This window comes from Streptococcus mitis, from assembly GCF_009496205.1.
Classification (GTDB): domain Bacteria; phylum Bacillota; class Bacilli; order Lactobacillales; family Streptococcaceae; genus Streptococcus; species Streptococcus mitis_BN.
Map to the genome: position 1 here is coordinate 1 of NZ_WIJO01000002.1, position 12,479 is coordinate 12,479.

The following is a 12,479-nucleotide window of genomic DNA, read 5'->3' on the forward strand; positions in this document are numbered from 1 at the left end:
TTCCATATGAATCTTTCTAATGAGTTGTTTTGTCGCTTTTCATTATAGATCTTATGGGACTTTTTTTCTACAACAAAATAGGCTCCATAATATCCATAGGGGATTTACCCACTACAAATATTATAGAACCAAATAAAAGAAAGAAGCTGACAAAGGAGACGGGTATGGAACAAACATTTTTTATCATTAAACCAGACGGTGTAAAAAGAGGATTAGTGGGTGAGGTGTTGAAACGTATCGAACAACGTGGATTGACAATCGAAAAATTGGAGTTGCGTTCACAGCTTTCAGAAGAGTTAATTGACCAGCACTATCAGGACTTGGTTGGTCAAAGTTTTTACCCACCGATTCGTGAATTTATGACTTCAGGCCCAGTTCTTGTGGGTATCATTTCAGGCCCCAAAGTAATCGAAACTTGGCGTACTATGATGGGGGCAACTCGTCCAGAAGAAGCTTTACCAGGAACGATTCGAGGTGATTTTGCAAAAGCTGCTGGAGAAAATGAGGTTATCCAAAATGTTGTACATGGTTCAGATTCAGAAGAGTCAGCTAAGCGAGAAATTGCTCTTTGGTTTTAAGAGAAATAATAAAAGTTTGATGTAAGGGATACTTGCATCAAACTTTTTTGCATTTTAGAGTAGAAAACTGACAGTTGAGAAATATTTTAGCAATGGTAAGAATTTCTAGCCTATAATAAGAGCAAGTAGGGAGGAAGAATGATGGAAAAAATGAAAAAGCAAATTCGTGTTTTGTTATTGCTGACGTTTTTTGGTCTTAGTAGCTGTTCTTGTTTAAGTTTATCGACTTGGGCCTTGATGTTAAATCAAAACTGCTTCTATTATTTAGTTGGCATGTTGCTCCTTGCCAGTATTGGTGCAGGGCTAAACTACTATAGTGGACAGCGAAATCAATCTTATTCAGTTTTTAGAGCAGATAAGAAACAACTCTTGTATACTTTGTTACTCTTAGTAAACATTTTGGGTTTAGCTTTAATTGTCATAGAACATATCCTTGTAGGAAATACATCCGTAGAAGGATTTGTGGAAGCCTTTCTTCCGAGTTTCTTTTTCTTATTTGGTATTGATTTGTTAGTTTTTCTACCAATTCAGAAGTATGTAAATGGATTGAAAAAGATTTTGGGAAAGAAGGAAATGTGTTTTATTAGTGGACTAGCTATTCTAATCTTTCTCAGAAATCCTTGGATGCTATTATCCATGACCTTTTATATTACCTTGGGAATGCTATTTCTAGGACTATTGGTGCCAAAAGTCATTCGCTGGGAAGTTTCATTTTACAGTCATTTGATGAGAGATATCTTGTTAGTTGTCTTCTTGCTGTTTCTATTTTAAGAACAAAAAAAGAGATAGTTCTAGTTTTACAATTTATAATATGGAATTCACAGATAATATCTCGACAAAGGACAACTTTTTGGTATAATAGAAATATGTACACTAAAAACGAAGAAGAGTTACAGTCCTTAGGTGAACGTTTGGGCTACTTATTAGAAAAGAATGATGTTTTAATTCTAACTGGAGAACTTGGAGCAGGCAAAACGACCTTTACAAAAGGTCTAGCTAAAGGGTTACAGATTTTCCAGATGATTAAGAGTCCAACCTACACTATCGTAAGAGAGTATGAAGGTCGTCTTCCGCTTTACCACCTAGATGTTTATCGTATTGAGGGAGATGCGGATTCTATTGATTTGGATGAGTTTCTCTTTGGTGGTGGGGTAACTGTCATCGAGTGGGGACATCTTTTAGGTGATGCCTTGCCAGATAATTATTTAGAATTGGAAATTCTAAAAGAAGAAGACGGTCGCAGATTACATTTCCAAGCAAAGGGCTTGCGTGCAGAAAAACTCTTAGAGGAGCTTCATCATGGAGTATGAGTTGCTCATTAGGGAAGCAGAACCTGGTGATGTGGCTGAGTTAGTGACATTTTTAAATCGTGTCAGTTTAGAAACAGATTTTACCAGTCTGGACAGGAATGGCATTTTAATGACAGATACTGAGATGGAGTTGTTTTTGGATAAACAGGCTCACTCGGAAAATCAAATCACTTTACTTGCCTTGCTGAATGATGAAATTGCTGGTCTTGTAAATATCACAGCTGATCAACGCAAGAGAGTTCGTCATATTGGAGATCTCTTTATTGTGATTGGTAAGAAATATTGGAATAATGGACTGGGAAGTTTGTTACTTGAAGAAATCGTAGAATGGGCGCAGGCTAGTGGCATTCTTCGTCGACTTCAACTAACTGTCCAAACTCGTAATCTGGCTGCAGTTCATCTATATCAAAAATATGGCTTTGTAATTGAAGGTAGACAAGAGCGCGGTGCGTACATAGAAGAAGGGGGATTTATCGACGTTTACCAGATGGGTAGACTGATAGATTAATAGAAATATGGTTAAAAAAATTATTGGAATGGTGCTAGCTTTTCTAGCTGTGACAGTTTTGGGTGTGGGTGTTTTTGCTTATACTATTTATCAGCAAGGTACACAAACCTTATCAAAAACCTATAAAAAAATCGGAGAAGAAACCAATGTTATTGAGGCGACTGAACCCTTAACGATTCTTTTGATGGGGGTTGATACTGGGAATGTAGAGCGTACAGATCAATGGGCTGGAAATAGTGATTCCATGATTCTTTTGACAGTTAATCCGCACACGAAAAAGACCATGATGTTGAGTTTGGAGCGTGATATCCTGACTAAAATTCAACATAAAGATGGTAGTATTGAAGAAGCGAAGTTAAACGCTGCCTATGCTGGTGGTGGTGCAGAGTTAGCTATTTCAACCATTCAAAAGATGATGAATATCCATATCGATCGCTACATTATGGTTAATATGCAAGGATTGCAACAATTGGTAGATGCAGTGGGTGGCATAACCGTCAACAACACGCTAGGCTTCCCAATTTCTATTAGTGATCAAGAGGAATTTAATACCATTTCTATCGGTGTTGGAGAACAGACAATAAATGGAGAAGAAGCGCTTGTTTATTCCCGCATGCGTTATCAAGACCCAGAAGGAGACTACGGACGTCAGAAGCGTCAGCGTGAAGTCATTCAAAAGGTTGTTGAAAAAGTTCTTAGTTTGAATAGTGTCAGTCACTACCAATCTATTTTAAAAGCCCTAAGTACGAATATGCAAACCAACATTGATTTATCTGCAAAAAGTATTCCAAGCTTGTTGGGCTATAAAGATTCATTTAAAACCATTGAATCACAACAGTTGAAGGGTGAGGGAGAGATGTTGCAAGGCATTTCTTACCAGATTGTTTCTAGAGAGCATATGTTGGAAATGCAGAATATATTGCGACGTTCTTTGGGGCAAGAAGAAGTCACTCAGCTTGAAACAAATGTTGTCTTATTTGAAGATTTGTTTGGACGGGTGCCTGTTGCTAATGGGGATAATCAACAACAAGGTGTCTTTGTAACAAATGAAGTAGAATAGTTCGTTTTTTAATACAAATAAAAAATTAATCGTGGGAAATTTCCTGCGATTTTTTCAAAAAAATACGAATAGATAGGTAGGAGGAAACATGAAAGCAGAAATCATTGCTGTTGGAACAGAGATTTTGACAGGACAGATTGTTAATACCAATGCCCAGTTTTTGTCGGAAAAACTAGCAGAGATTGGGGTAGACGTATATTTTCAGACGGCTGTAGGAGACAATGAAGCTCGTCTCTTGTCTTTGCTCGAAATTGCCAGTCAACGGAGCAATCTGGTGATTTTAACAGGTGGTTTGGGGCCAACTGAGGACGATTTGACCAAACAAACTTTGGCTAAATTCTTAGGGAAAGCATTAGTCTTCGATCCTCAGGCACAGGAGAAGTTGGATGTCTTTTTTGCCCAGCGACCAGACTATGCCCGAACACCGAATAACGAAAGACAAGCTCAAATTGTAGAAGGAGCGACTCCGCTGCCCAACGAAACAGGACTGGCTGTGGGGGGAATATTGGAAGTCGATGGAGTGACCTATGTCGTCCTTCCCGGTCCACCAAGTGAATTAAAACCCATGGTTTTAAACCAACTTCTACCTAAGTTGATGACAGGGAGTAAGCTATATTCCCGAGTTCTTCGTTTCTTTGGGATTGGTGAAAGTCAGTTGGTTACGATTTTGTCTGATTTGATTGATAATCAAACAGATCCGACCTTGGCCCCTTATGCCAAGACAGGAGAAGTTACTCTGCGTCTGTCAACAAAAGCTAGCAGCCAAGAAGAGGCGAATCAAGCGCTGGATATCTTGGAAAATCAAATCTTGGACCGCCAGACTTTCGAAGGAATTTCTTTACGAGACCTTTGTTATGGTTATGGGGAAGAGTCCAGTTTGGCCAGCATTGTGGTAGAAGAACTGAAAAAACAAGGGAAAACCATCACGGCTGCAGAGAGTTTAACGGCAGGGCTTTTCCAAGCTACTGTGGCAGATTTTTCAGGAGCTTCAAGTATATTTAAGGGTGGTTTTGTAACCTATAGCCTGGAGGAAAAATCAAAGATGTTGGATATTCCTGTCAAGGATTTGGAAGAACATGGTGTGGTGTCTGAATTTACAGCTCAGAAGATGGCTGAGCAAGCACGAATCAAGACTAAGTCTGATTTTGGCCTTAGTTTGACTGGAGTGGCAGGACCAGATAGCCTAGAAGGACATCCAGCTGGGACAGTCTTCATAGGCTTGGCTCAAGAGCATGGAACTGAGGTCATCAAGGTTAATATTGGAGGCAGAAGTCGAGCAGATGTACGTCACATTGCAGTTATGCATGCCTTTAACCTAGTTCGCAAGGCTTTATTAAGTGACTAACTTTTGATATAATAGTAGATAGGTCTGAGGACCATTAGAATGTAGGAGAATAGAATGGCGAAAAAACCAAAAAAATTAGATGAAATTTCAAAAAAATTCGGGGCAGAACGTGAAAAAGCCTTGAATGACGCTCTTAAATTGATTGAGAAAGACTTTGGTAAGGGATCAATCATGCGTTTGGGTGAACGTGCCGAGCAAAAGGTGCAGGTGATGAGCTCAGGTTCCTTGGCTCTTGACATTGCCCTTGGTTCAGGTGGTTATCCTAAGGGACGTATCATTGAAATTTATGGACCAGAGTCATCTGGTAAGACAACAGTTGCCCTTCATGCAGTTGCACAAGCTCAAAAAGAAGGTGGTATTGCAGCCTTTATCGATGCAGAACATGCCCTTGATCCCGCTTATGCTGCGGCCCTTGGTGTCAACATTGACGAATTGCTCTTGTCTCAACCAGACTCAGGAGAGCAAGGTCTTGAAATTGCAGGAAAATTGATTGACTCAGGTGCTGTGGACCTTGTCGTAGTCGACTCAGTTGCGGCCCTTGTCCCTCGTGCGGAAATTGATGGAGATATCGGAGATAGCCACGTTGGTTTGCAGGCTCGTATGATGAGTCAGGCCATGCGTAAACTTGGTGCTTCTATCAATAAAACCAAAACAATTGCCATCTTTATCAACCAATTGCGTGAAAAAGTTGGGGTCATGTTTGGAAATCCAGAAACAACTCCTGGTGGACGTGCCTTGAAATTCTATGCTTCAGTGCGTTTGGATGTTCGTGGAAGCACGCAAATCAAGGGTACTGGTGACCAAAAAGATACCAATGTCGGTAAGGAAACCAAGATTAAGGTCGTGAAAAACAAGGTGGCTCCGCCATTTAAGGAAGCCTTCGTTGAAATCATGTACGGAGAAGGGATTTCTAAGACAGGTGAGCTTTTGAAGATTGCAAGCGATTTGGATATCATCAAAAAAGCAGGAGCTTGGTACTCTTACAAGGATGAGAAAATCGGGCAAGGTTCTGAAAATGCTAAGAAATACTTGGCAGATAATCCAGAAATCTTTGATGAAATTGACCATCAAGTCCGTGTTCAATTTGGTTTGATTGATGGAGAAGAAGCTTCTGTAGAAGGTGTTGAAACTAAAAAAGATGACGTAGTTCAAGCAGATTCTGTGAATGAAGAAGTGACACTTGACCTAGGCGACGAACTTGAAATCGAAATTGAAGAATAAGCTGTTAAAGTAGTGGAGAACATCCGCTGCTTTTTTGGTTTTTGATTCAAGTTTTTAGATCATCTATAGTTTGCTGTTTCTTGTCGCTCCTTTCGAAAGCTGATATAATAGCCTTATGAATAAAAAACGAACAGTGGACCTGATACATGGTCCGATTCTTCCCTCGCTCTTAAGCTTCGCCTTCCCAATCTTGCTATCAAATATTTTTCAACAGCTCTATAATACTGCTGATGTCTTGATTGTTGGAAGATTTCTTGGTCAAGAATCCTTGGCTGCAGTAGGAGCCACGACAGCGATTTTTGATCTGATTGTAGGTTTTACTCTTGGTGTTGGCAATGGCATGGGAATTGTCATTGCCCGTTATTATGGAGCTCGGAATTTCACTAAAATCAAGGAGGCAGTAGCAGCCACCTGGATTTTAGGTGCTCTTTTGAGTATTGTAGTTATGCTGCTGGGATTTGTCGGTCTGTATCCACTCTTGCAATATTTAGATACTCCTGCAGAAATCCTTCCTCAATCTTATCAATATATTTCTATGATTGTGACCTGTGTCGGTGTCAGCTTTGCCTATAATCTTTTTGCAGGCTTGTTGCGTTCCATTGGGGACAGTCTAGCAGCGCTTGGATTTCTAATTTTCTCTGCCTTGGTCAATGTGGTTCTGGATCTCTATTTTATTACACAATTGCATCTTGGAGTTCAATCCGCGGGCCTTGCCACCATCATTTCGCAAGGCTTATCAGCGGTTCTCTGCTTTTATTATATTCGTAAAAGTGTGCCAGAACTTTTGCCTCAGTTTAAGCATTTCAAATGGGACAAGGTCTTATACGCTGACCTCTTGGAGCAAGGTTTGGCTATGGGCTTGATGAGTTCAATTGTATCTATCGGCAGTGTGATTTTACAGTCTTCTGTCAATACTTTTGGAGCAGTGATTATTAGTGCCCAGACGGCAGCTCGACGCATTATGGCCTTCGCCCTTCTTCCTATGACCGCTATTTCTGCATCAATGACGACCTTTGCTTCTCAGAATCTAGGAGCTAAGCGACCAGACCGCATTGTTCAAGGTCTTCGAATCGGCAGTCGTTTAAGTATGTCCTGGGCAATTTTTGTTTGTGTCTTCCTCTTTTTTGCCAGTCCAGCCTTGGTTTCCTTCTTGGCTAGTTCGACGGATAGCTATTTGGTAGAAAATGGTAGTCTGTACTTGCAAATCAGTTCAGCCTTTTATCCTATTTTGAGTCTCTTGTTGATTTATCGCAATTGTTTGCAGGGCTTGGGGCAAAAAGTCCTTCCTCTGGTATCTAGTTTTATCGAACTAATCGGTAAAATTGCTTTTGTGGTCATGATTATCCCTTGGGCAGGCTATAGAGGAGTTATTCTTTGCGAACCCTTAATCTGGGTTGCCATGACCATTCAACTGTATTTCTCACTGTTTCGTCACCCCTTGATAAAAGAAGGCAAGGAAATTTTAGCAACTAAAGTGCTATCCTAGTTGTATTTACTGAATAAAATCCATTTCCTCTAGTGAAAATCGAAAAAACTTGTGTTATAATAAGAAAGATTAAAATGTGAAAAAAGGAGATTCCTAATGGGACGTAAATGGGCCAATATCGTAGCCAAGAAAACGGCTAAAGATGGAGCTAACTCTAAAGTATATGCAAAATTTGGTGTAGAAATCTATGTAGCAGCTAAAAAAGGTGATCCAGATCCAGAATCAAACTCAGCTTTGAAATTCGTTATCGACCGTGCTAAACAAGCTCAAGTGCCAAAACACGTTATCGATAAAGCTTTGGACAAGGCTAAAGGGAACACAGACGAAACCTTTACAGAAGGACGTTACGAAGGTTTTGGACCAAATGGTTCTATGCTGATTGTTGATACTTTGACTTCAAACGTTAACCGTACAGCGGCTAATGTCCGTGCAGCCTTTGGTAAAAATGGCGGAAACATGGGCGCTTCAGGTTCAGTTTCATACCTCTTTGACAACAAGGGAGTTATCGTATTTGCAGGTGAAGATGCGGACGCGGTCTTTGAGCAATTGCTAGAAGCAGATGTGGATGTGGATGATGTAGAAGCAGAAGAAGGGACAATCACAGTTTACACAGCTCCAACTGACCTTCATAAGGCTATCGTTGCCCTTCGTGAGTCAGGTATCGAAGAATTCCAAGTTACTGAATTGGAAATGATTCCTCAGTCAGAAGTGGAATTGTCAGGCGATGATCTTGAAACCTTTGAAAAACTTTACAGCGTTCTTGAAGACGACGAAGACGTACAAAAGATCTACACAAACGTAGATGGATTCTAATTTAACCTATAGAACATGATCCTAAGTGAAAAAATCACTTGGGATTTTTTGAATCAAGAAAATAGTTCTCTAGGAAACTTTTTATTGACATCTCTTTTCAAAGTGGTAAAATAGTTCTCATGAAAACTTATTTAGTTCCTAGGAGAACTAAATGCAATGGTTAGAAAGGAGTTAGTATGGATAAACCGATGTTAGTCTTTAAGCGTTTTGGTCATCAGATTCACCTCATGGTGCAAAAGGAAGCCAAACGTTGTGGTATTGAATTTATGGGTGGGCCTCAAGGTCAGGTTGTGCGTTTTTTGGATAATCGTGAGAAAAACCAAGACTTGGTCTTGATTAAAGATATCGAGCAGGAACTCAATATTACCAAGTCTGTTGCTAGTAATTTGGTCAAGCGTATGGTACAAAATGGTTTGGTGGAATTGGAGGCGAGTCCTAGCGATAAGCGGGCTAAGTTTGTTCGTCTGACAGACAAATCGCGTTCTCAAATGAAGCAGGTTAAGGCTTTTTTTGAACGCATAGACAAGCAGTTGATGGAAGGCATTGATGAAGATGAATTACTGATTTTTGAGAAAGTTCTCGGTCAACTACAGGAAAATATCAAGGGAATAGGAGAAGAGAATGAAGAAATTAGCCAAAAGAATTAGTAGAAAAGAATGGGGGATGATTTTACTAGCCATTCTCTTTACATGCTTTTCGGTCTATCTAGAGTTGGAAGTGCCAACTTATATCTCGAAAATTACGGATTTGCTAGGTAGTCAAGGAACTAATTTAGATGAGTTGTGGCAGCCGGCAAGCATGATGGTGGGAATGTCCTTTCTTGCCTTCTTGTCTGTAGTTGCAGTTGGATTTTTTGCATCCCGAGTGGCGGCTTCTTATACTAGTAGGCTGAGAAGTGATATTTTTAACCGAGTTTTGGATTACTCGCAGACAGAGATTAAGAAATTCTCTATTCCCAGTCTTTTAACTCGTACCACCAATGACATTACTCAAGTTCAAATGTTGATTACCATGGGCTTGCAAGTGGTAACACGTGGTCCAATTATGGCTATCTGGGCTATTGGGAAGATTTTAGGTCATTCGGAATACTGGCTCTGGGCCGTACTTGTGGCAGTGATTGTCAACGTCCTGATGACGACTGCTTTGATGACGCTAGCCTTTCCAAAACAGTCCTTGATTCAGGGGTTGACAGATAAACTGAACAGTATCACTCGTGAGAGTTTAACAGGTATTCGTGTCGTTCGCGCCTACAATGCTGAAAAGTACCAAGATGAAAAATTTGTAGCAGCAAATGATGAGCTGACACGCTTGAATTTGTTTGTCAACCGTCTTATGGCTATTTTGAATCCCATTATGATGGGGATTTCAAGTGGTTTGAGTGTGGCGATTTACTGGATTGGGGCCTATGTGATCAATGATGCTGCTCCGACAGCGCGTCTGCCTCTCTTTAGTGACATGGTTGTTTTCATGTCTTATGCCATGCAGGTTGTTATGGGCTTCCTTCTCATGGGGGCGCTCTTCATCGTTCTTCCTCGAACTATGGTCTCTGCCAAGCGGATTAATCAGGTTCTAGATTTGCATTCTTCTATCCAAAATCCTGCTCAAGTGCAGTTGGCTGATGAAAACCTCAAAGGTCAGGTCGAATTTAAGGATGTGACTTTCCGCTATGCGGCAAATTCGGAGGCAGTTATTGAGCATGTTAGCTTTAGAGCAGAAGCTGGCCAAACAGTGGCCTTTATCGGCTCAACGGGTTCTGGTAAATCAACTCTAGTCAATCTGATTCCACGTTTCTATGACGTATCAGCAGGAGAAATTCTAGTGGATGGTGTCAATGTTCAAGACTACGGTTTGGAAGATTTACGCAATAAGGTTGGCTATATTCCACAAAAAGCTGTACTCTTTTCAGGTGATGTCAAGGACAATCTAGACTTTGGACGCAGCCAAGAAACACCGCTTAGTGAACAAGCCATGTGGCAAGCCTTGGAATTGGCCCAGTCTAAGAACTTTATCGAAGACAAGGAAGCGGGCTTAGAGTCAGAAGTAGCCCAAGGAGGCACCAACTTCTCAGGTGGACAAAGACAGCGTCTGGCCATTGCGCGTGCCTTGGCTCGGAAGCCAGAAATCCTCATCTTTGATGACTCCTTCTCAGCCTTGGATTACAAGACAGACCGTGTCCTACGCCAAGAGCTAGCAGAGAAAACAAAATCTATGACCAAGCTTATTGTCGCACAGCGTATTTCAACCATTATGGACGCAGATTTGATTTTGGTCTTGGATCAAGGAAAAGTAGTGGGACAAGGCACCCACAAGGAGCTTCTAGCTACCAACGAAGTTTACCAAGAAATTGCCTATTCACAATTATCGAAGGAGGAATTGGAACATGGAAAATAAAAGAATGTCTCTCTGGAAACAGAGTAAACCCTATCTTGCAGGTCTCCAGTTTGCCCTTCTAATCGCCTTTTTAGCAACAATCCTATCCAATATCATTACTGTTTATGGGCCAACTCGTATCAAGGAAATGACCAATATCATTGCCAGTGGTCTAGAAACAAGTGTGGATGTCGCTGCGGTTGCAGCTATTGGTGGTTTTTTGGCCGTTATCTATGTGATTGGACTTCTATCAAATTATTTGCAAACCTTTCTGTTTACAACAGCCATTCAACGTTTTTCAGAGCGTTTGAGAAGAGCGATTGCAGAGAAAATTAATCGTCTTCCATTGGGGTATTTTGATGGACATTCTCAAGGGGATACCTTGTCTCGTGTGACTAATGACGTTGACACTGCAGCCCAATCCCTCAATCAAAGTCTGGGAACAGTTCTTTCATCCACTTTACTGGTCGTGGCAGTCTTGGTAACCATGTTTGGGATGAACTGGATTTTAGCCTTGGTGACGGTTGCTTCAACTCTTATCGGTTTTGCTTTTGTGTCCGTCTTTATGGGCAAATCGCAGGGATTCTTTAAGAGTCAGCAACAGGATTTGGCGGCTGTCAATGGCTATGTGGAGGAAATGTACTCTGGCCATAATGTGGTGACCAGTTACAATGCTATCGAGAGCACAAAAGAAGAATTTGCGACATTAAACCATCGTCTGTATAACAGTATCTGGAAATCTCAGTTTATTTCAGGGATTATGATGCCGATCATGATGTTCATTGGGAACTTTAGCTATGCCTTAGTGATTATCGTCGGTGCAGCCTTGGCCTTAAATGGGCAGATTAGTATCGGGATTATCGTTGCCTTTATGGCCTACGTGCGTATCTTTTCTCAGCCCCTTTCACAAATCGCTCAAGGGATTACCAGTCTTCAGCAGGCTAGCGCAGCCATGGGACGTGTCTTCGAATTTCTAGCTGAAGAGGAAATGGAAGATGAATCTTATAAAGAAAGACAACTGAGCGACATGAAAGGTCAAGTAGTCTTTGATCGAGTTTCCTTTGGTTACACACCAGAGCGAACCATCATCCATGACTTTTCTGCGACAGCTCATGCAGGTCAAAAGGTCGCGATTGTCGGACCGACAGGAGCTGGTAAGACAACTATTGTCAATCTTTTGATGAAGTTCTATGAGATTGATGAGGGAAGTATCCGCATTGATGGCGTGGATACCAAGGAGATGAAGCGTTCGGAAGTACACGCTGCCTTTTCAATGGTTTTGCAGGACACTTGGCTCTTTGAAGGGACTATTCGCGACAATCTTATCTATAACCAAACAGGTATTAGTGATGAGCGCGTGATTGAAGCCAGCAAGGCTGTAGGGATTCACCACTTTATCATGACCCTACCAGATGGTTACGATACCGTCTTAGATGATACAGTGACCTTGTCTGTCGGACAAAAACAGCTCTTGACCATTGCTCGTGCTTTGCTGAAAGATGCGCCACTCTTGATTTTGGATGAGGCGACCTCTTCGGTTGATACCCGTACAGAGGAATTGATCCAGAAAGCCATGGACCGATTGATGGAGGGAAGAACTTCCTTTGTCATCGCCCACCGCTTGTCTACTATCCGAAATGCTGATCTGATTCTTGTCATGAAAGATGGCAATATCATCGAGCAAGGCAATCATGATGAGCTAATGGCGCAAGCTGGTTTCTACGCTGACCTCTACAACAGTCAATTTACAGAAGACGAAGCAGAAGAATAAATCGAAAGAAGGCTTGA

General features: G+C 41.2%; 12 protein-coding genes. All 12 read left to right on the top strand.

Annotated elements, in window-relative coordinates; translation table 11 throughout:
* Positions 1–164: 164 nt before the first annotated feature.
* The 12 genes from ndk (at position 165) to GEZ85_RS00525 (ending at position 12,462) form a co-directional block, all read left to right on the top strand.
* On the top strand, positions 165–578 hold the full coding sequence (gene ndk, locus GEZ85_RS00470) for a nucleoside-diphosphate kinase (protein WP_153208818.1): 414 nt from the start codon (positions 165–167) through the stop codon (positions 576–578).
* A gap of 138 nt (positions 579–716) precedes the next feature.
* Complete coding sequence (locus GEZ85_RS00475; RefSeq protein WP_228112183.1) at positions 717–1,349, top strand: competence protein; 633 nt, start codon at positions 717–719, stop codon at positions 1,347–1,349.
* Between the two features lie 95 nt (positions 1,350–1,444).
* On the top strand, positions 1,445–1,888 hold the full coding sequence (gene tsaE, locus GEZ85_RS00480; RefSeq protein ID WP_153208820.1) for a tRNA (adenosine(37)-N6)-threonylcarbamoyltransferase complex ATPase subunit type 1 TsaE: 444 nt from the start codon (positions 1,445–1,447) through the stop codon (positions 1,886–1,888).
* Positions 1,878–2,396 (top strand): GNAT family N-acetyltransferase, encoded by a 519-nt coding sequence (locus tag GEZ85_RS00485; protein WP_153208822.1) that lies wholly within the window; start codon positions 1,878–1,880, stop codon positions 2,394–2,396. Before tsaE ends, GEZ85_RS00485 begins: the two co-directional genes overlap by 11 nt.
* A 7-nt stretch (positions 2,397–2,403) precedes the next feature.
* Complete coding sequence (gene lytR / locus GEZ85_RS00490; protein WP_153208824.1) at positions 2,404–3,456, top strand: glycopolymer--peptidoglycan transferase LytR; 1,053 nt, start codon at positions 2,404–2,406, stop codon at positions 3,454–3,456.
* Between the two features lie 88 nt (positions 3,457–3,544).
* Complete coding sequence (locus GEZ85_RS00495; RefSeq protein WP_153208826.1) at positions 3,545–4,801, top strand: competence/damage-inducible protein A; 1,257 nt, start codon at positions 3,545–3,547, stop codon at positions 4,799–4,801.
* 54 nt (positions 4,802–4,855) lie between these two features.
* The gene (gene recA / locus GEZ85_RS00500) at positions 4,856–6,022 is read left to right on the top strand and encodes a recombinase RecA (RefSeq protein WP_084953511.1); all 1,167 of its coding nucleotides are present in this window, start codon (positions 4,856–4,858) and stop codon (positions 6,020–6,022) included.
* 115 nt (positions 6,023–6,137) lie between these two features.
* The gene (locus GEZ85_RS00505; RefSeq protein WP_153208828.1) at positions 6,138–7,508 is read left to right on the top strand and encodes an MATE family efflux transporter; all 1,371 of its coding nucleotides are present in this window, start codon (positions 6,138–6,140) and stop codon (positions 7,506–7,508) included.
* A 96-nt stretch (positions 7,509–7,604) separates the two neighbouring features.
* Complete coding sequence (locus GEZ85_RS00510; RefSeq protein ID WP_000532882.1) at positions 7,605–8,321, top strand: YebC/PmpR family DNA-binding transcriptional regulator; 717 nt, start codon at positions 7,605–7,607, stop codon at positions 8,319–8,321.
* Positions 8,322–8,497: 176 nt separating this feature from the next.
* The gene (locus GEZ85_RS00515) at positions 8,498–8,968 is read left to right on the top strand and encodes a MarR family winged helix-turn-helix transcriptional regulator (RefSeq protein WP_024057606.1); all 471 of its coding nucleotides are present in this window, start codon (positions 8,498–8,500) and stop codon (positions 8,966–8,968) included.
* Positions 8,943–10,712 (top strand): ABC transporter ATP-binding protein, encoded by a 1,770-nt coding sequence (locus tag GEZ85_RS00520; protein WP_153208830.1) that lies wholly within the window; start codon positions 8,943–8,945, stop codon positions 10,710–10,712. Before GEZ85_RS00515 ends, GEZ85_RS00520 begins: the two co-directional genes overlap by 26 nt.
* Positions 10,702–12,462: an ABC transporter ATP-binding protein gene (locus GEZ85_RS00525; protein ID WP_153208832.1), complete on the top strand. Its 1,761-nt coding sequence runs from the start codon at positions 10,702–10,704 to the stop codon at positions 12,460–12,462. Before GEZ85_RS00520 ends, GEZ85_RS00525 begins: the two co-directional genes overlap by 11 nt.
* Positions 12,463–12,479 lie beyond the last annotated feature (17 nt).